Origin of the sequence: Rothia sp. HMSC072B03 (genome assembly GCF_001809565.1) — a bacterium.
In the GTDB taxonomy this organism is placed as follows: Bacteria; Actinomycetota; Actinomycetes; order Actinomycetales; family Micrococcaceae; genus Rothia; species Rothia mucilaginosa_A.
The window spans coordinates 50,656-70,908 of sequence record NZ_KV797968.1 but is presented as its reverse complement, the minus strand read 5'-3'; the positions used below and the strand labels follow the sequence as shown (position 1 = coordinate 70,908).

At 56.8% G+C, this 20,253-nt stretch carries 17 protein-coding genes and 1 riboswitch; of the genes, 12 read left to right on the top strand and 5 right to left on the bottom strand.

The genetic code is table 11. The features are described 5' to 3' along the window. Positions 1-61: 61 nt before the first annotated feature. The 3 genes from HMPREF2630_RS02605 to HMPREF2630_RS02595 all read right to left on the bottom strand — a co-directional run bounded on the left by HMPREF2630_RS02605 (position 62) and on the right by HMPREF2630_RS02595 (position 4,531). Complete coding sequence (locus tag HMPREF2630_RS02605; protein ID WP_070483244.1) at positions 62-1,507, bottom strand: sugar porter family MFS transporter; 1,446 nt, start codon at positions 1,505-1,507, stop codon at positions 62-64. Positions 1,508-1,732: 225 nt separating this feature from the next. Then, positions 1,733-2,734, bottom strand: coding sequence for an aldo/keto reductase (locus HMPREF2630_RS02600; protein WP_070483242.1), 1,002 nt, complete (start codon positions 2,732-2,734; stop codon positions 1,733-1,735). 36 nt (positions 2,735-2,770) lie between these two features. After that, entirely contained in the window at positions 2,771-4,531 is a 1,761-nt protein-coding gene (locus HMPREF2630_RS02595) for an ABC transporter ATP-binding protein (RefSeq protein WP_070483240.1), read from the bottom strand. Between the two features lie 348 nt (positions 4,532-4,879). Then, positions 4,880-4,996: riboswitch (SAM riboswitch) on the top strand. A 117-nt stretch (positions 4,997-5,113) separates the two neighbouring features. Between HMPREF2630_RS02595 and HMPREF2630_RS02585 the strand changes: the two genes are divergently transcribed. The 4 genes from HMPREF2630_RS02585 to HMPREF2630_RS02570 all read left to right on the top strand — a co-directional run bounded on the left by HMPREF2630_RS02585 (position 5,114) and on the right by HMPREF2630_RS02570 (position 12,590). Beyond that, complete coding sequence (locus tag HMPREF2630_RS02585; protein WP_049333826.1) at positions 5,114-6,019, top strand: methylenetetrahydrofolate reductase; 906 nt, start codon at positions 5,114-5,116, stop codon at positions 6,017-6,019. A 147-nt stretch (positions 6,020-6,166) separates the two neighbouring features. Then, positions 6,167-8,494, top strand: coding sequence for a 5-methyltetrahydropteroyltriglutamate--homocysteine S-methyltransferase (metE, locus tag HMPREF2630_RS02580; RefSeq protein ID WP_070483237.1), 2,328 nt, complete (start codon positions 6,167-6,169; stop codon positions 8,492-8,494). Positions 8,495-9,060: 566 nt separating this feature from the next. Beyond that, positions 9,061-10,500 carry an MFS transporter gene (locus tag HMPREF2630_RS02575; RefSeq protein WP_070483235.1) on the top strand — a complete coding sequence of 480 codons (1,440 nt, stop codon included), beginning with the start codon at positions 9,061-9,063 and terminating at the stop codon, positions 10,498-10,500. Positions 10,501-10,607: 107 nt separating this feature from the next. Beyond that, complete coding sequence (locus HMPREF2630_RS02570; protein WP_070483233.1) at positions 10,608-12,590, top strand: M13 family metallopeptidase; 1,983 nt, start codon at positions 10,608-10,610, stop codon at positions 12,588-12,590. Between the two features lie 119 nt (positions 12,591-12,709). Here HMPREF2630_RS02570 and HMPREF2630_RS02565 read toward each other — a convergent pair whose 3' ends face one another. Together HMPREF2630_RS02565 and HMPREF2630_RS02560 are read right to left on the bottom strand one after the other, a co-directional pair. Beyond that, on the bottom strand, positions 12,710-13,444 hold the full coding sequence (locus HMPREF2630_RS02565; RefSeq protein ID WP_246822742.1) for a DUF6318 family protein: 735 nt from the start codon (positions 13,442-13,444) through the stop codon (positions 12,710-12,712). 137 nt (positions 13,445-13,581) lie between these two features. Next, complete coding sequence (locus HMPREF2630_RS02560) at positions 13,582-13,797, bottom strand: hypothetical protein (protein WP_049333812.1); 216 nt, start codon at positions 13,795-13,797, stop codon at positions 13,582-13,584. A gap of 506 nt (positions 13,798-14,303) precedes the next feature. On the opposite strand from HMPREF2630_RS02560, the gene HMPREF2630_RS02555 reads away from it, so the two are divergent. From HMPREF2630_RS02555 to HMPREF2630_RS02520, 8 genes are all read left to right on the top strand, one after another. Continuing rightward, positions 14,304-14,963, top strand: coding sequence for a G protein-coupled receptor family protein (locus HMPREF2630_RS02555; protein ID WP_070483231.1), 660 nt, complete (start codon positions 14,304-14,306; stop codon positions 14,961-14,963). Positions 14,964-15,051: 88 nt separating this feature from the next. After that, positions 15,052-15,711, top strand: coding sequence for a hypothetical protein (locus tag HMPREF2630_RS02550; protein ID WP_049345180.1), 660 nt, complete (start codon positions 15,052-15,054; stop codon positions 15,709-15,711). A 74-nt stretch (positions 15,712-15,785) separates the two neighbouring features. After that, complete coding sequence (locus HMPREF2630_RS02545; RefSeq protein WP_070483229.1) at positions 15,786-16,445, top strand: hypothetical protein; 660 nt, start codon at positions 15,786-15,788, stop codon at positions 16,443-16,445. A 306-nt stretch (positions 16,446-16,751) separates the two neighbouring features. Next, positions 16,752-17,141 (top strand): hypothetical protein, encoded by a 390-nt coding sequence (locus HMPREF2630_RS09075; RefSeq protein WP_143131582.1) that lies wholly within the window; start codon positions 16,752-16,754, stop codon positions 17,139-17,141. Between the two features lie 16 nt (positions 17,142-17,157). Next, positions 17,158-18,033 carry a hypothetical protein gene (locus tag HMPREF2630_RS02535; protein ID WP_070483225.1) on the top strand — a complete coding sequence of 292 codons (876 nt, stop codon included), beginning with the start codon at positions 17,158-17,160 and terminating at the stop codon, positions 18,031-18,033. 3 nt (positions 18,034-18,036) lie between these two features. Then, positions 18,037-18,696, top strand: coding sequence for a hypothetical protein (locus tag HMPREF2630_RS02530; protein ID WP_070483223.1), 660 nt, complete (start codon positions 18,037-18,039; stop codon positions 18,694-18,696). Positions 18,697-18,785: 89 nt separating this feature from the next. Continuing rightward, on the top strand, positions 18,786-19,478 hold the full coding sequence (locus HMPREF2630_RS02525; RefSeq protein WP_070483221.1) for a hypothetical protein: 693 nt from the start codon (positions 18,786-18,788) through the stop codon (positions 19,476-19,478). 74 nt (positions 19,479-19,552) lie between these two features. Further along, positions 19,553-20,209 (top strand): hypothetical protein, encoded by a 657-nt coding sequence (locus tag HMPREF2630_RS02520; RefSeq protein WP_070483219.1) that lies wholly within the window; start codon positions 19,553-19,555, stop codon positions 20,207-20,209. Positions 20,210-20,253: the final 44 nt, after the last annotated feature.

Sequence of the window (20,253 nt, the reverse complement as noted above, 5' to 3'; positions counted from 1 at the left end):
CGGGCGGCGCCTCCACCGGGGAGGGGCCGCCCGCCTCAATCTTGCCTAAAAACCGCCGAATCTAGCGCTTGCCTGCGGAGGGGTAGATGCTGCCGTCCATCACGCCGCGCTCCACCTGTTCCAGGCTCACACCGCGAGTCTCCGGCAGGTTGCGGAACATCAGCAGCGCAATGACCACGTTCACCACGGCAAAGCCGATGAAGGAGCCGGTCAGACCGACCGCGCCCAGAATCACGGGGAACGCCAGCGACAGCACACCATTCATCATCCAGCCGCTAAACGCCGAAATGCCCATACCCGCCGCACGCACACGCAGCGGGAACAGCTCACTCATAATCACCCACGTGGACACGTTCAGGCAAGTCTGCATCGCGCCCACAAAGCAGACGATGAGCACCAGCAGAATCCAGGGACGCGCCGCATTATCGGCGGGCAGCAGCATGGATGCGCCCGCAATCAGCACGTGGAAAAACGCGGTCGAACTATAGCCGGTAATGACCATGACGCGGCGCGGCACACGCTCCATCAGGCGCAGCGACAGGATCGAGCCGAGCACCGCAATCGTACCCGGCGCAATATTCGCAATGAGCGCCGCAGACTCGCTGAAACCGGCTTCCTTGAGCACCTTAATGCCGTAGTACATAATCGAGTTGATGCCGGTCAGCTGCTGGCCCGCGCCGACCAGAATACCGACGAGCAGGATGCGCACGAACCAGCCGCGCACGCCCGCACTGTCCTTACCCGCCGCATTGTTCTGAGAGGTTGCCACCTCCGCCTGCAGGGTGCGTTCAATGTCGGCAATTTCAGCTTCGGCACGCTCGGTGGAGCGGATGCGCTTCATCACCTCAAGCGCCTGCTCACACTTGCCGACGCGCAACAGCCAGCGCGGCGACTCGGGTACACGCAGCATGCCGACGAACAGGCCGATGGCGGGCAGGGTGCAGATGGCGAACATCCAGCGCCACACGCCGTCGTGCTCGCCCCATACGTTGCCGATGAGGGCGTTCACGATGAACGCGGCAAGCTGACCGCCCACGACCATGAGCTCATTGCGGCCGGAGAGGGAGCCGCGAATTTCGTAGGGTGCGAGCTCTGCGAGGAACACGGGCACCACGGCGGAGGCGCCGCCGACCGCCAGGCCGAGCAGGGTGCGTCCGGTGATGAGTACGGCGACGTTGGGTGCGAACACGCAGGTCAGGGCACCAATGAAGAAGATGGTGGAGAGCCCAATGATGGTGGTTCGGCGGCCGAACCGGTCAGAGATGCGGCCGCATCCGAGCGCACCGATAGCGGCGGCAAAGGCGAGCGATCCGGTGACCCAGCCCTGGGCGGTGGAGTCCATGCCGAGTTCGCGGCTCATGGGTTCGAGCGCGCCGTTGATCACTCCGGTGTCGTAGCCGAAGAGGAGTCCGCCGAAGGTGGCGATGAGTGCAATGATGCCGAGGTAGCGGCTGTGCTTCCCTGTGCCCAGAGGGGGCAGGGTGGAGGCGGTGCTCTGTGCGCTCATGGTGTCCTTTGATGTGCCGGTGGCGGGTGGTCCTGCCGGACTGCTTCCAGGCGGCAGGGGTGGGTATATAGGCGAGGTGAGGTGCGTCAGGTTAGACGCACCTCACCTAATCCTAGCGAAAACGTTCGGCGGGTGATATTTATTTCTCATCGCGCACATTTTTCGACATATTTTTACGGCGGCCATGTGCGACCGTTTGGCTGCCCTTCGAGAGGGAGCCCACCTCTAGAACAGCGCGATCTTCTCGGGTGCCGGGAAGATGGCGTCCAGGGCGGCGAGGTCCTCAGCGTCGAAGCGCAGGCATGCCGCCTGTGCGTTGGCGCGCACCTGCTCGGCGCTGGTCGCACCGGCAATGACGGAGGTGACCGGCGGCTGCTGCGCGAGCCAGGAGAACGCCGCCTGCACCTCGGTGATGCCGCGTTCGGTGCAGAAGCTGTGGAAGGCTTCGAGCTGGTCCCAGTTGGCGGCGTCGAGCACGTTCTTCTTGGAGTGGGACAGGCGCGAACCGGCGGGAATGTTGTCGCGGCGGTACTTGCCGGTCAGCAGGCCATTAGCGAGCGGGAAGTACGGCAGCACACCCATGCCGAAATGCCGTGCGGCGGGCAGGATTTCGAGTTCTGCGCGGCGGTCGAGCAGGTTGTAGTGGTTTTCAGCGACGATGAACCGTTCGGTGCCGAGTTCATGGGCGCAGTGTTCGGCGTGGGCGAGCTGCCAGCCGGAGAAGTTGGAGTGGCCCAGGTAGCGGACCTTACCGTCGCGTACGAGCTGGTCGAGGGCGCTGAGGGTTTCTTCGATGGGGGTGTTGGGGTCGGGGCTGTGGTAGAAGTACAGGTCGATGTAGTCGGTGCCGAGGCGGCGGAGGGACCCTTCGACGGCGCGCATGATGTAGCGGCGGGATCCGCGGGCGTTGCGGTCGTTGCCGTTGAGGTCGCCGACGGGCAGACCGAATTTGGTGACGATGGTCAGTTCGTCGCGGTCGAGGCCGAGCTGGGTGAGGGCGGTGCCGAACATGGTTTCTGAGAGGCCGGGTTCGGCGCCGTAGAGGTCGGCGATGTCGAAGAAGCTGATGCCGGCGTCGACTGCGGCGGCGATGACTTCGTTGGTACCTTCTTGGGTGCGGGTGGGGGTGCCGGGGCGGCCGAGGTTGTTGCAGCCGATGCCGACGCTGGGTACGACGAGGCCGGAGTTGCCGAGCCTGCGGTAGAGGGGAGATTCAATACGTTCCATGCTTTTAACTCTACGTTGTGCGGGTATGCTAGGAGGTTATTTCTCCTCCAGTTGGGAGGCAAAGAGCTTTCTGAAGCGTGATGTGGGGTCGGTCGTTAGGTCTTGGTAGGTTCCTTGTTCCACCACACACCCACCATCCAACACCACCACAGAATCAACACCACGCAACGTCCACGCACGATGAGACACCAACACCACCAAACGCCCAACAGCAGCCACCTTCAACCGAGCAAAAATCTCCTCCTCAGTCTCAGCATCCACAGCACTGGTCGGCTCATCCAACACCCACACCGGCGCATCCCGAAGAACCACACGCGCCAACGCCAAACGCTGCCACTGACCACCCGAAAGACCAACACCACCAAACGACTCACCCAACTGAGCATCCAAACCACCCTCAAGACCACGCACAAAATCATCAGCACAAGCCACCGACAAAGCCGACCACAAATCAGCATCACCAAGACGCTCAACAGCCTCCTGCGGCAAACCCAGAAGAAGATTTTCACGCACAGTCAGTTCATAACGGCCGTAGTCTTGACTCACCAAACCAACATTTGCCAACATGTTGTATTTACTCTCAGAAGAAGCACCCTTATACGTTATGCTCCCCTGGGCAATTGGTGTAATTCCAAGAATTGCATTTATTAGCGTTGTTTTTCCCGCGCCCGAGGCACCAACTACTGCAATCATTTGATTATTCATCAGCTCAAGATTAATATCTTTAAGCGCAAAAGACGACGCGCCCTCATACTGAACGGATACATCTTTGCATATAATTTTTGAAATATTTTCATGGTTAGGGTTAGAAGTTTTTATCTCGGAAGCATGGTCGTAAGTATCAGAGTCGCATACCCTTCGGAATTGCTGAACAGATAATGCTCCATTAATAATCTGGCCGAATGAATATCCCACCTCTTGGGTCGCGTTAACACAGGCGATGATTCCAATCAGCGATCCGGCCACATACGATATATCGGCTCCTGAATCCACAAGGAAGTACAGGGACGCAAAAAGTAAGACAGAGCAGAGTAGCCCTGCAACTATGGAGATGATTCCTCTAACACTTTCAAGGCTCAATTCCCTACCGGCCGCCCGGCGTCGCCAGGACGCTACGCGTTGCGAGAAAAATCGGGAGGCTCTCATGAGGTGAAGTTCTTGGGCGCGACTTTGAGCCATCAGATTGTCTAGATAGTAGTTCTCTACCCGATAGTCCTCGTACATTAGGGTGTATATAGCGTAATCACGTTTAGCGAGAATCACCATTGCAATAGATAGGGGTAGTGAACACAGTGCCGCAAAAATTGCTGCCACAATGCTGACGTTCGCGATATTAAGACAGAGAAGTAACACCATTGCGAAGGCACTCACCAGTGTCATAACTGACATGGTGTGAACCTGCAATTCCTGTTTCGATATTGCCTCTCTAGCAGCACGTATATCTTCCTGTGATTTTGTGCTACCTATATCAGATAACGGAAATGTAGATAACCTGTTATTTAACATGCAGTGAACCCGATAGTTCACCTTTGATTTGAGGATGAGCATGTTACTTATGACCCAGCGTTTAGCAATGATATTAATTCCGACAACAAGGGCAAGAGCAACGATATAAATCCAGGCCGCACCACCATTTGAACCACTCAAGGCTGATACTGTATTACCAATCAGCAGGGACTGACTCAAGGGAATGCAGGCAATGACGGCTAGCGATAGGGCGACGCTCACCAGGGTTGTGGGACAGGTTTTCCCTGCTAGGCGGAAGGACCAGAGTATAGAAGAAAATAGCTTTTTCATTCTCACCACGCTCACAAAGTCATATTGAACTCATCTTTGAGCCCTGAAACTCCTCGATGAGCGGACATTGAAACACTACCCGTGCCTCACTAACCAACTCTACTCTTCAATGAAATATAAAACACACATATTCGTGCGTGTCCAAGAATATTAAGCAGATATATCTGTGATATTTTCAGGCATTCAGGGGTCAGCCGACAGCCCTACCCGCAACGCCCCCAGCCACCCTTCGTCATAGTCGGTCATATTAAGTTCATATTTCGGTGACTCGTCATCTCTCGACATATTGGGCCATCATTCCCCGAAATTCTTGCGCACCCTCCAAAACGCCCGGTACAGTGAAGGCGTTATCTATCAAGAGCGACCGAGAGATCTGGCTCGTCGACGTCGCAGCAACCTCGCCAGTATCCCCCACCGTCACGGTGCAGGGTGCGGACAAGGTGCTCCCGCCAGAACCGATAGAGAAGAATACCCTTCGGCACCCCTTGATGATGCGCACCCGCAAACCGGTGGCGCGCATCCTGCAGAAGAATTCGCGCACCCTTACGGTGCGTATCTATCGGGTGAACACGAAGGATGGTTATGACGACAGTTCACCCGGCTCTTTCTTTTGAGCTGTTCCCTCCGCGCTCACACGCAAGCTGTGAGTCGCTGATTCGCACCATTGCGGAGCTTGAGGGTACCAACCCCGACTACGTTTCGGTCACCTATTCCGGTGACGCGAAGCGCCGTCAGAAGACGCTGGCGCTGCTCGACTACCTGGTGCACGAAACCTCCCTCACCCCCCTGGCACACCTGATTTGTGCGGGCCACTCGGTGCACGAGCTGGAGCGTGCGGTCCGCCTGATTCTGGGTCTGGGCGTGCGCGGTTTCCTGGCGCTGCGCGGTGACGTGCAGGAAGGTCAGGTTTCGGAGCTTCCCTTCGCCCGCTACCTGGTCGAGCTGATTCGCCGCGTGGAACGTGAAGATTTCGCCCACCTGGCGGCGGGTAAGGTGTCCATCGGTGTGGCGGCGTACCCGCAGAAGCACCCCGAGTCCGCATCCCTGCTGCAGGATATTGAGATTCTGCTGTCGAAGCAGCGTGCCGGCGCGGATTTCGCTATCACCCAGGTGTTCTTCGAGGATGAGCGCTACAGTGCCCTGGTCGATTCGGCTCGCCTGGCGGGTGTGGACATCCCGATTATTCCGGGCATCATGCCGGTGACCTCCCTGAAGCGCCTGCAGAACCTCTGCCAGATGGCGGGCATGTCGGTTCCGGCGGATCTTGCGTACGCCCTGGAGACGGCAACCAGCAGCGCAGAGCTGCACCGCATCGGCGTGGACTACGCACTGAACCAGTGCCGCGCCGTGATGGATGCGGGCGCACCGGGCCTGCACTTCTTCACCTTCAACGAGCATGCCGCGGTGCTGGACGTTCTGGACCAGCTGGACCTGCCCCGATACAGCAACCGTTTCTCCCAGCCCCTGAGCGAGCTGGAATTCGCCTAAACGCGACCCGCTCCGCCCGGCGCGGATGCGCCACCCAAGTTTCCCCCAAAGTACCCCGGGAGCGTCCCGCGGATCTCGGCCCCATCGACGGGGCTGGCAGGGCCCGCTGATTCTCCCATTTCTATCCCCAGTAAAGGAATATGCACTATGTCTAACGTTGCTTTCCCCGCCGCAACTATTGTTGGTTACCCCCGCGTGGGCCGCTTCCGCGAGCTGAAGAAGGCTCAGGAGGCTTTCTGGAAGGGCAAGGCCACCCTGCAGGAGCTGCAGGATACCGCCGCTGACGTGCAGCGCACCTACTTTGAGCGCGTGACCGCCGCGGGCCTGAAGGCTGACGACTACTCGATTCCGGCGACCTTCTCCTACTACGACCAGGTGCTCGACGTTGTTCGCCTGTTCACCCTGGTTCCCGAGCGTCTGGCCGAGGCTAAGGATGCACGCGGCCTGCTGGATCTGCCCGGCTACTTCGCCCTGGCGCGCGGTACCGAGACCCTGCCTCCGCTGGAGATGACCAAGTGGTTCGACACCAACTACCACTACCTGGTGCCCGAAATTGGTGCCGGCACCGAGATTAAGCTGAACCTTGAGGCTATTGACGAGCAGCTCGAGGTCGCAAAGCAGGCTGGCGTGAAGGTTCGTCCGCAGATTGTTGGCCCGCTGACCCTGCTGCTGGGCGCTAAGGCCGAGCAGGGTTCCGCCGAGGACTTCGCACCCATCGACCGCCTGGACGAGTTCGTTGCAGCGTACGCTCAGGTGCTGGAGCAGCTGGCTGAGCGCGGTGTTGAGTGGGTTCAGTTGGACGAGCCGGGCCTGACCGTGGACCGTGCCGACAACGCGAAGGTTGCCGAGCTTGCTGAGCGCACCTACCGTGCCCTGGCTGCAGGCGAGAAGCGCCCGCAGATTCTGGTGACTAGCCCCTACGGTTCCCTGCGTGAGAACCTGCCGGCGCTGCTGGGTACCGGTATTGAGGCGCTGCACCTTGACCTGGTGCACGGCGTGTACTCGAAGGCTGAGCTTGAGTCTGTTTCTGCCGCCGGCGTGCACCTGGTTGCCGGTGTTGTGAACGGCCGCAACGTGTGGCGTGCCGACGTTCGCGCCGCCCTGAAGACCCTGGAGGCGCTGCCCGGCGCATCCGAGGGTGCCGTGTCGGTGGCTTCTTCGACCTCCCTGCAGCACGTGCCGCACGACCTGGCTCTGGAAGACCCCGCCGAGGTTCCCGTGGACGGCCTGGCCTTCGCCGACCAGAAGGTCGCCGAGATTGCACTGCTGGCTCGTGGCCTGGCCGAGGGTGAGGCCGCTGTTGAGCCCGAGCTGAAGGCTGCTGACGAGGCGCTGGCTCGCTTCGCCGCCGACCCGCGCAAGCACAACGACGAGATTCGTGCCCGCGCCGCAGCTGTGACCGCCGAGGACTTCGACCGTCCGACCATTGACGTTCGCCATGCGGCTCAGGCTGACCTGAACCTGCCGAAGCTGCCGACCACCACCATCGGTTCCTTCCCCCAGACCGCTGAGATTCGCCGCCGCCGTGCGGAGGCTCGTGCGGGCAAGATTTCCGCCGAGGAGCTGAACGGCTTCTTGCGTGACGAGATTGCCTCGGTCATCAAGCTGCAGGAGGAGCTGGGCCTGGACGTGCTGGTTCACGGTGAAGCCGAGCGTAACGACATGGTTCAGTACTTCGCCGAGAACTTCGACGGCTTCGCAACCACCCGCCACGGCTGGGTTCAGTCCTACGGTTCGCGTTGCACCCGCCCCTCGATCCTGTTCGGTGACGTGAAGCGTCACGGCGAGGGCCTGCGCGGTGAGGCGTTCACCGTGCCGTGGAGCTCCCACGCACAGTCGCTGAGCGAGAAGCCGGTCAAGGGTATGCTCACCGGCCCCGTGACGATTCTGGCGTGGTCCTTCGTGCGTGACGACCAGCCGCGCCGCGAGACCGCTAACCAGGTGGCTCTGGCACTGGCCGACGAGATTGCCGACCTGGAAGAGGCAGGCATCCGCATCATTCAGGTGGATGAGCCGGCTCTGCGCGAGCTGCTGCCCCTGCGCCGCGACGAGCAGCCGCAGTACCTGGACTGGTCGGTGAACTCCTTCCGCCTGGCAACCAGCGGCGTGAAGGACTCCACCCAGATTCACACCCACCTGTGCTACTCGGAGTTCAACGAGATTATCGACTCGATTAACGCTCTGAACGCTGACGTGACCAGCATCGAGGCCGCCCGCTCGCACATGGAGCTGCTGGCTGACATTCCGGAGACCTTCGTTTCCGGTCTGGGCCCGGGCGTGTGGGACATCCACTCCCCGCGTGTTCCCTCGCAGGAGGAGATTGAGTCCCTGCTGAAGGCTGCGATTGGCTACGGCACCATTGCCGACCTGTGGGTGAACCCGGACTGCGGTCTGAAGACTCGTGATTACGAGGAGACCAAGCAGTCTCTGCGTCACCTGGTGGACGCCACCAAGGCGATTCGCGCTTCTCTCTAGGTTTCCCACCCGGAGAGCTTTAGGTTCCGCTACCTGCTGCGGGTTGACCGGATGATGGTTTGCTCGCGGTGATTCGCGGTAGGTGGCGGCTGTTCGGCTTCCCGCCGGTATGCGTACCGACTGCACGCCGAACTTTTGGGGATAGATAACGGGTCCGCCCGCACGGTTTCTTCTGCACCGTGCGGGCGGACTTTTGTGTGCTCGGGGGGTGCCCGTTGCAGGTTCGTTTCGGATTTGTCCCGGGTTCGTGCCGGGTTTGTTTCGCGGCGTTCACGTGGTTTTCGCGGCGGATTTAGGGTATAAATTACCCTAAATTTATGTGTGGTCTGACCATAACATTTTCTTGCCGTTTATTAAAAGCATTTATATTCATCGCGCGCCGCGTGGCCCCGTCTCCCGATAGGTAGATGCGCATCACAAGTATTTTCAGATTCACCGGAATTTCAAGGTAGAAACGGTTTTTAAAGAACGTGCATTCTGAATATCTGTTCACCGTTGCAAGAATACTATGCACATATGCCCATCAAATTAGCATTTTTATAAGAATCCGTTTTTAGAATTCCAGCATGACTACTACCGCTTCATCAAAGAAGAAGAAGGGTTCTGCACCCCGCTGGCTCGCTATTCCGGCACCCAAGCCCCAGCTCAGCGAAGCAGAAGTTAATGCGAAGTACCCACGCATGCGCCTGCAGGTCTTCATGGGTATCTTCATCGGTTACGCGACCTTCTACCTGATTCGTAACAACGTCCCGCTGGTCACCCCGATTCTGACCAAGGAACTTGGCTTCAGCAACGCAGCAATTGGTGCACTGTCCACGGCACTGCTGCTCGCTTACGGCTTCAGCAAGTTCTTCACCGCGATGATTTCCGACCGCTCGAATGCTCGTCTGTTCCTGCCCATCGGCCTGGTGCTCTCGGGTATTGCAAACATTCTGCTGGCGCTGACCGGCTACATGGGTGAAGGCGCGGGCGCGGCCGGCTACGGTGCCGCTATCGCCTCCATCATGGCGACCATTATGGTCTTCAACGGCATCTTCCAGGGCATGGGTTGGCCCCCCTCGGGCCGCGTGCTCGTGAACTGGTTCTCCACCAGCGAGCGCGGCGCGAAGGTTTCATGGTGGAACACCGCCCACAACGTCGGTGGTGCGCTGTCCGGCCTGCTGGTGGCCTGGGGCTTCTCCCTGTTCGGTAAGACCTGGGAGGTTGCATTCTGGTTCCCGGCCGTCATCAGCTTCGTTCTGGCGTTCGTGGCGTGGCTGCTGATTCGTGATAACCCCGAGGCTGAGGGTCTGCCCACCGTTGACGTGTACCGCAACGACCCGCACAAGGTTGAGTCCACCGCTGAGGATCGTGCGGAGTCCACTTGGACCACCATCCGTAAGCACGTGCTGACCAACTCGACCATGGTGTACCTGGCTCTGGCAAACGTGTTCGTGTACACCCTGCGTTACGGCGTGCTGGTGTGGGCGCCGAAGTACCTGCACGATGTGCGCCACACCTCCCTTGAGGGCGGTATTGCGGGCTTCTCGATTCTGGAGCTTGCCGGCATTGGTGGCACCGTCCTGTGCGGTTACGTTTCTGACCGCATGTTCAAGGGTCGCCGCTCCCCCGCGGGTATCCTGTTCCTGATTGCGACCGTCGGCGCGATTCTGCTGTACTGGCTGCCTTCTTCGGATGCGCCGCTGTGGATTGCGTACGTTGCGTTGGCTCTGATTGGTGGCCTGATTTACGGCCCGGTCATGCTGATTGGTCTGCAGGCTATTGACCTGTCTCCCTCGCACGTTGCGGGTACCGCTGCGGGCTTCACCGGCCTGTTCGGTTACGCGCTGGGTGCAACCCTGGCGTCTGCCGGTATCGGCATTATTGTTGACCACTGGGGTTGGAGCACCGCGTTCGTCTTCATGATTGTGTGCTCCGGTCTGGCGGTTCTGTTCCTCTGGCTGGTCAACGGTGCTGAGAAGCGCATGATGGCTGAGCGTGCAGAGAAGCTGGCGGCTCAGGCATAATTGCCCCATCTTTCGTGTAGGGAAGCCACACGTTTGCTGGTGAGTCACCATATGGTGGCTTGTCGGTAATCGTGTGGCTTCTTACGTTAAGAACCTAGAATGGAACCATGACTACTAACTCTGGAATCACTAAAGAATGGGTGGATGAAACCGTCAAGCCGGGCGACGATTTCTTCCGCCACGTCAACGGTAAGTGGCTGGCAACCCACGAAATCCCGGCGGACCGCCCCAAGGACGGCGGCCTGTACACCCTCCGCGATAACGCAGAGAAGCACGTGCGTGAGCTGGTGGAGAAGATCGCGAAGGAGCAGCCGGAGTCCCGTATTGGCGCACTCTACAACTCCTTCATGGATGTTGAGAAGATTGAGGCGGACGGCTTGGAGCCGCTGCTGAAGGAAATCGCCCCGATTCTGAACTCGGCAACCCCCTCCCACCTGGCTGTGACCCTGGCGTTGCTGTCTCGTGCGGGCCTGCCTCAGCTGTTCGCCTGGTACACCAGCAACGACCCGAAGGACCCGAAGAATTACACGTTCTTCCTGTACCAGTCGGGTCTGGGCCTGCCGGATGAATCCTACTACCGTGAAGAGAAGCACGAGGCTGCATGTGCGGCGTATGTTGAGCATATTGCCCGCATGTTTGAGCTGACCGGCCTGGCGGAGGGCTTCGGCCTGAACCCGGAGCAGGCGGCTCAGCTGGTGTTCACCCACGAGTCGGAGCTGGCTCGCCTGCACTGGAACGTCGTGGAGAACCGCGACGCTGAGGCGACCTACAACCCGTACCAGGCGACCGAGCTGGACGAGAAGTTCCCCGGCTTCCCGTTCTCTCAGTGGTTGCTGGCTCTCGGCGCTGGCCCGGAGACCCTGGGTCAGGTTATTGTGGGCCAGCCGTCCTTCTTTGAGGGTGCGGCGAAGCTGTTCACCTCCATCCCGCTGATGAGCTGGAAGCTGTGGGCTGTGTGGACCGTTCTGCGTTCGCGTGCGCCGTTCATGTACGACGAGCTGGTTCAGGAGAGCTTCAACTTCTACGGCAAGACCCTTTCCGGCACTCAGCAGATTCGTGAGCGCTGGAAGCGCGGCGTGGGCGCTGTCGAGAAGGCACTGGGTGAAGAGATTGGCCAGGAGTACGTGGCCGTGCACTTCCCGCCTTCGCACAAGGAGAAGATGCTGGTTCTGGTCGGCAACCTCTTGGAGGCGTACCGCGAGTCTATTGAGTCGCTGGACTGGATGACCGAGGCAACCCGCCAGAAGGCGCTGGAGAAGCTGTCGAAGTTCGTCACCAAGATCGGTTACCCCGATAAGTGGCGTGACTTCTCCGCACTGGAGCTCGTGCCCGGTGACCTGTTCGAGAACCTGCGCCGTACCGGTGCGTTTGATGCTGACTGGCTGATTGCCCGTAAGGGTCAGCCGGTGGATAAGTCGGAGTGGCTGATGACTCCGCAGACCGTGAACGCGTACTACATGCCGCCGGCGAACGAGATTGTGTTCCCGGCAGCGATTCTGCAGCCGCCGTACTTCAACCCGGATGCTGACGACGCGGCGAACTACGGCAATATCGGCATGATTATTGGCCACGAAATTGGCCACGGTTTTGACGATCAGGGTTCCCGCTATGACGGCGACGGCAAGCTGGAGAGCTGGTGGACTGAGGAGGATTACGCGAAGTTCAAGGAGCGTACCGCGGCCCTGGTGGAGCAGTATAACGCGTACGTTCCGGTGGGTCTGGACGAGAAGTTCCACGTGAACGGTGAGCTGACTCTGGGCGAGAACATTGGTGACCTGTCCGGCATGTCGATTGCGTTGAAGGCGTACCGCTTGGCTCTGAAGAAGCAGGGTATTGAGTCGCTGGCTGATGCGCCGGTGATTGACGGTATGACCGGTATTCAGCGTTTCTTCTTCTCGAATGCTCGCGGCTGGTGCACGAAGTCCCGCCCGCAGCATGCTGAGGTGATGATTTCGGTGGATCCGCATTCGCCGGATGAGTTCCGTGTGAACGGTGTGGTGCGCAATATTGATGAGTTCTATGAGGCGTTTGGTGTCTCTGAGGGCGATGCACTGTACCTGGCCCCGGAGGAGCGCGTGCGCATCTGGTAGTACCCTGATAAGGGTATATGCTTTATTGCGTATATAAGTGAGGCGCCCGTCTCGTGGGTTTATTCCACGGGGCGGGCGCCTTTTAGGTGTAGAAGCTATGCGCTTCTAGGCTGAAGCTTTTAGGAAGCAGAAGACGAGGACGAAGAGGAAGTGCGCATGCCGGTCAGCTTCCACGCACCGTTCTCGTACACACCGTGCAGGGTGCGCTCCACATCGTTCTTACGGTCCGAATCGGAGGAGGCTTCTTCCACACGGTCCTTGCTCGCGATGAACTCGCCGCTGTCCATGGTCAGGCGGATATCCCAGTCGTAGGCGTCGCCATCACGCTCGGGCTGTGCGGTAAGCATGGTGATGGTGGCGGACGGGTCCTGCATCCAAATCTTGCCCTGCTGCAAACCAGCACCCAGGGTGCCTTCTTCGGGTTCGAGCATGTTCTTCAGCTCGGAGTTGTCAACCGCACATTCACGCAGGGGCTCGGTCTTACCGGTACGCATGTAGTACTCAATGGCGGCACCGAAGAACGCGATGGACTGGTACAGACCTTCCACGCTGTTCTCGTTGGCAACGGCGGGCTTCACGGGCACGGGGGCGTTCTTGGACGGCTCGGTGCGGGTTCCGGGCTGGTAGTCGGCAGGCTTGGAGGTGTAGCCCTCCAGAACTGCGACGCCGGAGTAGTCGGTGCGTGCGGTCTTAGATGCCGCCGCGGAAGCAGATGCGCTACCGGATGCACTCTCGGATGCGTTGCCGCTGATTGCCTGGGGCTGAGCACCGCAGGCTGCGAGGAGGGTTGCGCCGCCGGTTGCTGCGAGCAGGCCGAGGGCGGAGCGGCGGGTGAGGGGCTTGATCGTATTCATGGGTTCTCTCTATCCGTGGTGATGGGCGGACCGCGCGGCGGGTACGGCACGATACGCCAAAGGCGGCGCCACGAGTGTGTGGCACCGCCTCCTAGTATATGTTCCGAACACGAGGATAACCCGGTCGGGTGTTTGGTTTAGTTACCGCCGTTATCAACGATGATGACGCGCTCGCGACGGCCGTAACGGTTGTAACGGTAGGTGTAGCGGAAGGCCGGGCGGTAACGGACGGTGGGTCGGTTGTAGTAGGCCTGCGCGGGGGTGAGCAGCGCACCGAGGGCGGTTGCTGCGCCAGCACCGGCGGCGGCCAGGGCTGCGCGGCGGGTAAGCCGTGCGGACTTCTTGGAGGTCATGATTGTACCTTTCAAGGTTGGTGTTTCTGCAGAGTGAGCGGTGTTGGTACGGCGTGCGGCCGCGCCTTGAACCTTTTCTTATTCTAGAGGTTAAACGTTAAAGTTTTTGCGTACAGAGTGCACCTTCTAGTTGAGGCTTAGGGCATGTGGGCTAGTCCGCGTTTTTCCGGCGGGATTTTTGCTGAAATATTAGTTTGTCAACACGCCGCGTACGGCCCGGATTCTAGCGTTTTGCGGGTGAATTCCGCGCACCGACGGGGGTCGGTTCGCCGCTGAGCCAGCCCTTCTGACGAATGGTCGCTCGGTCTTCACCCAAGCATTGCCCCCAGTTAACTTTCTGGTCAGATACGGTGCGATAGGCTAAGGATGTACCCGCCGCCTCACCCGGCGCGATTCACCAACCACCACACAAGGACGTACATACCATGAGCACAGCTGAAGTAAGCAGAGAAGCGTACTCTGCTACCATCGCCGACTCCAACTCGGCTGAAGGAGTGAATAGCTAAATGATGTCTCAAGAATTTGCTATTACCTTTTGGGGTGCGTGCTCCATCATCACGACTATTTTCACGCTTTTCACCCTGGCCACCTACATCATTAATCGGCGCCGTGACGAGAAGAAAAAGCGTGAAGGAATCTACATTAGTCGTATGCAAACGCTGCTGGCGTACATTATTGTCTTTTTCCCGGGTTTCCCGATTATCTGCTATTTTTTGTCGCTCAATGGCCCCGGGACTAACTCATTTGTAGACATTGCATCCATACTCATGGCTGCTTTCCTGTTGTTCTACCTGTGGAGTGTCAACGCCACGTACATGAAGATTTCTTCTGAAGGTATTGAGCAGCACACCCCTGTTCGCGGGTCGAGGATCTGCCCCATCGGCGCGATCGATAGCGTTGTTTATAGTGAGTCCAAGGATGAAGATACCGCAAGCCGGATGTGGTTCCTCACCAAGTCGCGTGCGCGCATTAACCCGTTGAGCCCCAATTATGATGAGTACTACCTCTTGCTTATGACTCGATTTAGGGTTGAGTACGGGCGTTGGCCTTACCTGGATATTCCGGCTGACGTGGATAAGGTGAACCAGCTGGATAACCGTGCTGAAGTCATTCCGTACTTCAAGTTCCGTAAGAAAATCTCGGGTCTGGCTGAGATTGACATGTAGCCCCGACATACAAGGCTAAAGGCTCCCGGGGATGCGCGTACGGAGCGCGCTCTTCCTATTCACCAACCACACGAAACGAGAACCCACCATGCGCATTTTCCTGATTATTATCTGGGGTATCCTGGCCTTCATCTCGGTAACCGGGACACTCTACATCATTACCAACTATGAGATTCAGCGATGGAAGGATAGAGCGCGCCGCCGCCAAGGCGCGTACATCCGGCGAGTTAATCAAGCAGAGGCTCTTCTAACAATATTTACCCCTGGGTTCCCGTGCCTTTTTCTCTATCTTCATCTTGTAGACGATGGGTCTGCGGGTATCTTCTATGAATCAATTGCATTACTTCTGTCAATCGGGCTCATGATGTATGCCTGGTACGTACACGTTGCCTACGTGAAGATCTCCCCTGAAGGTATTGAGCAGCGCATGTGGTCGGCGCGTACAACCGTCTATCCCTTCAACGCTATTGACGGCATTGAATACTACGAGGCAACCTCTACAGACGACCAGGATCTTGTGTCTTTCTACAGTAAATCCGGAAAACTCATTGCCGCCTTCTGCCCGATTATTCACAAGAATTATCGTCTCATGGCGATTGTGCGGTTCAGGATTGATAATGACCGCTGGCCTGATATGAATAATCCGAGTGATATTGCTCGGGTGGATGCTCTAGATAGTGGCCCTGATACAGTCCCGTACTTCAGGGGAAAAGAGAAAGTCACCGGCCTCGCCGACGTCGACATGTAGCACCCCGCGACAGCCGATACGATAGATCCAAACACCGAACTCTATTCACCAACCACACGAAACGAGAACCCACCGTGCTTAGTCTCCCCCTGATTTTCTGGAGCACCCTCGCTACACTTATAACAATTGCGACATTTTATGTCCTCATCAATTACGAGGTGCAACGTTGGAAAGATAAAAAGCGGCGGCGCGAGGGTATTTATATTCGACGGGTTACTCGGCTCGAAGCTCTCATTGTGATATTTACCCCCGCTCTTCCAATTCTTATGGCTGCAGTCTACATTCTTGAACCTGGTACAGAAGGTGTGACGCTTGGGATAGTGGGTTTATTGGCATCAGCGATATTTGTTGCATACTTGCGGTATGTGCACGTTGCCTATGTGAAGATTTCTTCCGAAGGCGTCGAGCAGCGCATCTGGTTCTCCAACCCAACCCGCTATCCCTTCAACGCGATTAACCGCGTCGTGTACTACGAAAAGCCAGATATTGATGAACCGGATATGGTGGGTTTCTACGCCAAATCTGGCATCCAGATTGCCTTGTTTGATCCGATAACCCACAACAATTACCGGCTCTTGGCGATTGTGCGTTTCAGGATTGAGAACGAGCATTGGCCAGATATGGATAATCCGGATGACGTAGCTCAGGTGGATGCTCTAGACAGTGGCCCTGATACGGTCCCGTACTTCAGGGAAAAGGAGAAAGTCACCGGCCTCGCCGACGTCGACATGTAGCCACCCACCACACTAGGACACCCCATGCTCAGAAAATTCCTTGCCGAAACCGTCACCAACGGCTCCATCGGCCTCAACCGACCCAAAGGCTACATTCCTCTGGGACAGCGGCAGAAAAAACCGCTACTGGCTGTTGTTTGTCTGGATTTTTTCACGCTTTTTGTGTGTTTTTTGGTGCCCCTCTGGATTTCAGAAACGCTTGAAGATTTCATATTTTTCCTCATCTTTGGAAGTATCGTGGGGTCCTGTTTTTGGCTTATGTCCATCCATGTTCACTCTTTCTACATCCAGCAGAATGAGACCTCCGTGAAATGGCGGAACTGGCGATTCAAAACCCGCGAGTTCGACTACAGCAGCATCACCAAAATACACATGCAGGTCAACGGCAAAGGCGGGCACCTACTCATTAGCAGTAGCCAGATGGGTAAACGCCGCCTAGCGTTCAGTCCGGTCTTCTTTGACGCCACCTACATCTACCACATGATTCTCTTCCGCGAACGCTACGGTGTTTGGCCGCCCAAGTACATCCCCGAACTCTTCGTAGAGTTCGGCGATTACGAGGACATGGACGCTCTCATCAAGGTCATCTGCTACGCCCGCACGTATGAGATTGGTTCCCCCGAGGCTGGGGAGTACCGACAGATCCCGGAGCACCTGCAGCGCATCCTCGACCGTGCCGCGGCAGAGTCCAAATAGTTGAAAGGGAAATAGCATGAACGCTATCTCTGAAACCTTCAGAATCCTATGGCTAATCTTCCTATGGTTCGGCTTTAGCTTCATGATTCTTGTGTCGTTGTTATCGTTCATTTTTGGGGACTGGCAGTGGGGCGCACTGTTCCTCATTATGTGTCCCGTATTCCTCGCAGTCATAGATATGGCTCACAGCGAAAGCATTGTAGGCAAAGCAAACGGTGGCCCTTTCCACCACTTCTTTATCTTCGTTTTCTTCTTCGGTGCAGTGGGTTTGATTGTACTAACGGCTCTGACGGCTTTTGGGGTACTGCGCACTACGGATGCAATGCTGTGGACCCCTGAGACGAACTTCGCCTCCTGGTACATGGCTGGCGGAATATTCATTACCTACTTCCTCGTTCAGCCTACCGAGCCTAATGACGATATTCCTAACCTGCAGCGCATGGAGCAGATGAATAGGTATTCAACCCGCGTGGGCGTTATATCAGCGGCTATTTTCACGGTTCTGTGCCTCGTGGTTCCCCTGACCAGTTTCATGACTGCAGGCTATGATCCGGCGGCTCTGGCGGTCGCACTTTTCCTGGCCCCTGGGTTCCTGCGTGTTGTGCGTGAGGGCCTCTTCTACCTGCAGGGCACCCGCCTTGAAGAAGGAACCGACAGGTATCGCACCCTGCGTGCCGTGTGCATCGGCGTGGCTGGCCTGGCGGCGTGTATTGCGCTCGGGTACCTGGGCTATTCGCTGGTACGTCTGGAGTGGTTGCCCGCGCTGTTCTTCGCGGCGTCGGTGGCGATGAATGGGTGGTCGGTGAAAAAGTACGTCACCGTGGGTATCACTATTCCCGAGAAGGAAGACGCGGATTCCTCTTCTCATGCTAGCATTCAGGAGGCGGAGTAAAACATGTTAGATACCATTTTTAGTATCTTCTGGGGAATTATCTTAGCGCTGTCTATTCTCTCTATCCCCTACATTATTATTAGGTACGAGATTAATCGACACCAAGATAAGAAAAAAGAAGCGCAGGGAATTTACATTAGGCGAGTAAATCGCTTTGAGGTATGGATTTGTATATTTAATCCGATGTTTCCTTTTTTGGGCTATATGGCTAATAGTCAGACTGGAAATACGGGTATTTGGCTGAATCTATTTAATATTATTATTGTATTTTTCACCTATCTTTACTCTCGCTATATTCTCATCGCTTATGTGAAGCTCTCCCCTGAAGGTATTGAGCAGCGTGTCTGGTCAGCCAATCCGACCCGCTACCCTATTAACGCGATAGACAGCATCGTGTATTACGAAACGCTGAATGTTGAAGACCAGGATATGGTGGGCTTATATACCCGCTCCGGTAAACAGATTGCTGCCTTCGGTCCGACTACCCACAATAACTATCGGATCTTGGCAATTGTCAGGTTCCGCATTGAGAACGAACGCTGGCCTGACATGAATAATCTTGATGACGTGGCGAAGGTGAATGAGTTGGACGACAGGGGTATGACCATTCTTTATTTCAGGGGCCGTGAGAAGGTAACCGGCCTTGCCGACGTCGACATGTAGCCCGCTCGATAAGCGCCGACTACCCCCTACATCCAAAGAGCCACAACCGGCACGAACACCACCAACACCGCGAAAGGGGAGCACGCATCATGCACACCTTTTTCCTTCTGCTCTGGGGCACCTGCACCCTCGCATCAATCATCGGCGCCATCACTATCATTGTTCTGCATGATAGGCACCTGCGCCAGGACATGAAGCTGCGCGACGAAGGCATCTACATTACGCGCGTGCCCCGCCGTGAAGCACTCATAGGCCTTCTCACACCCATATTCCCGGCAGGTTTCTTCGCTCTCTACCTCTACACGCAGGTTGAGCTCGGTATCCTCTTCAACCTGCTGGCGTTCATCATGCTGCTCTTCTTCCCCTACCACTTTCTGCACGTTCACCTGGTGTACACGAAAATCACGCCAGACGATGTGGAGCAGAAGCTCTCACCGTTCGCCGCCGTGACCTCCTACCCGATTAGGGCTATCGACCAGGTTTTCTACTTCCAGGGTGAGGCGGAGGAAGAATTGGAATGGACTGGGGTAGGATCTGACAAGGCCACCTTCTACACCAAGAAAGGCAAGGAAATCGCTAAGCTTGACCCCGTTGGCAAGAACCACCGGCTGCTGGCCATCGTACGGTTTAGGCTTGAGTTCGACCGCTGGCCCGATATGCGGGACCCGCAGGATCTGGCGTGGGTTGATACGTGGGATAACCTCGAGTGGACGCAGCCCCTGTTCAGGAAGCTATACAGAAGACGCAACAAAATCACCGGCCTAGCGGACATCAAGATGTAGCGCCGCCCGGCAGTCGATACGATAGGCCCAAACACCGAACCCTATTCACCAACCACACGAAACGAGAACCCGTCATGCGTATTTTCCTGATTATTTTCTCCGGAATTATTTTTGCACTGTCCTTTATCTCTGTTGTCTACATCATTATTAGGTATGAGATTAATCGACGCCAAGATAAGAAAAAAGAAGCGCAGGGAATTTATATTAAGCGAGTAACTCGCGCCGAGACACTACTCTGTATATTTATTCCAATGCTGCCATTTTTAGCTTGTCTGGCAAATATTCAAAGTGAAAATGTGAATATCTGGTTGAATTTAGCAAATATTATTTTTGTATTTTTCTGCTATCTTTATGCCCGCTATGTTTTTGTCGCTTACGTGAAGCTCTCCCCCGAGGGTATTGAGCAGCGCGTCTGGTCAGCCAACCCGACCCGCTACCCTATTAACGCGATAGACAGCATCGTGTATTACGAAACGCTGAATATTGAAGACCAGGATACGGTGGGGTTTTACACCCGATCAGGTGAGCTGATTGCTGCTTTTGGTCCCATGACGCACAAGAATTACCGGCTCATGGCGATTGTACGGTTCAGGATTGAGCAAGAACGTTGGCCTGACATGAATAATCCCACTGATGTAGCTCAAGTAGATAAGCTGGACAATGGCTATATGACCATTCCTTATTTCAGGAGTCGCGAGAAGGTCACTGGTCTTGCTGACGTCGATATGTAGCATCGCATCAACCCCGAGAACCGGGCACAGGAAAGCCCCCGCGG

What these genes read in the sequence shown, in the direction of transcription:
- HMPREF2630_RS02520 (WP_070483219.1), top strand. Translation starts at nt 19,553, where the DNA reads ATGCGTATTTTCCTGATTATTTTCTCCGGAATTATTTTTGCACTGTCC.
- HMPREF2630_RS02550 (WP_049345180.1), top strand. Translation starts at nt 15,052, where the DNA reads ATGCGCATTTTCCTGATTATTATCTGGGGTATCCTGGCCTTCATCTCG.
- HMPREF2630_RS02575 (WP_070483235.1), top strand. Translation starts at nt 9,061, where the DNA reads ATGACTACTACCGCTTCATCAAAGAAGAAGAAGGGTTCTGCACCCCGC.
- HMPREF2630_RS02570 (WP_070483233.1), top strand. Translation starts at nt 10,608, where the DNA reads ATGACTACTAACTCTGGAATCACTAAAGAATGGGTGGATGAAACCGTC.
- HMPREF2630_RS02535 (WP_070483225.1), top strand. Translation starts at nt 17,158, where the DNA reads ATGAACGCTATCTCTGAAACCTTCAGAATCCTATGGCTAATCTTCCTA.
- HMPREF2630_RS02595 (WP_070483240.1), bottom strand. Translation starts at nt 4,531, where the DNA reads ATGAAAAAGCTATTTTCTTCTATACTCTGGTCCTTCCGCCTAGCAGGG.
- HMPREF2630_RS02600 (WP_070483242.1), bottom strand. Translation starts at nt 2,734, where the DNA reads ATGGAACGTATTGAATCTCCCCTCTACCGCAGGCTCGGCAACTCCGGC.
- HMPREF2630_RS02585 (WP_049333826.1), top strand. Translation starts at nt 5,114, where the DNA reads ATGACGACAGTTCACCCGGCTCTTTCTTTTGAGCTGTTCCCTCCGCGC.
- HMPREF2630_RS02525 (WP_070483221.1), top strand. Translation starts at nt 18,786, where the DNA reads ATGCACACCTTTTTCCTTCTGCTCTGGGGCACCTGCACCCTCGCATCA.
- HMPREF2630_RS02555 (WP_070483231.1), top strand. Translation starts at nt 14,304, where the DNA reads ATGATGTCTCAAGAATTTGCTATTACCTTTTGGGGTGCGTGCTCCATC.
- metE (WP_070483237.1), top strand. Translation starts at nt 6,167, where the DNA reads ATGTCTAACGTTGCTTTCCCCGCCGCAACTATTGTTGGTTACCCCCGC.
- HMPREF2630_RS02605 (WP_070483244.1), bottom strand. Translation starts at nt 1,507, where the DNA reads ATGAGCGCACAGAGCACCGCCTCCACCCTGCCCCCTCTGGGCACAGGG.
- HMPREF2630_RS02530 (WP_070483223.1), top strand. Translation starts at nt 18,037, where the DNA reads ATGTTAGATACCATTTTTAGTATCTTCTGGGGAATTATCTTAGCGCTG.
- HMPREF2630_RS02565 (WP_246822742.1), bottom strand. Translation starts at nt 13,444, where the DNA reads ATGAATACGATCAAGCCCCTCACCCGCCGCTCCGCCCTCGGCCTGCTC.
- HMPREF2630_RS02560 (WP_049333812.1), bottom strand. Translation starts at nt 13,797, where the DNA reads ATGACCTCCAAGAAGTCCGCACGGCTTACCCGCCGCGCAGCCCTGGCC.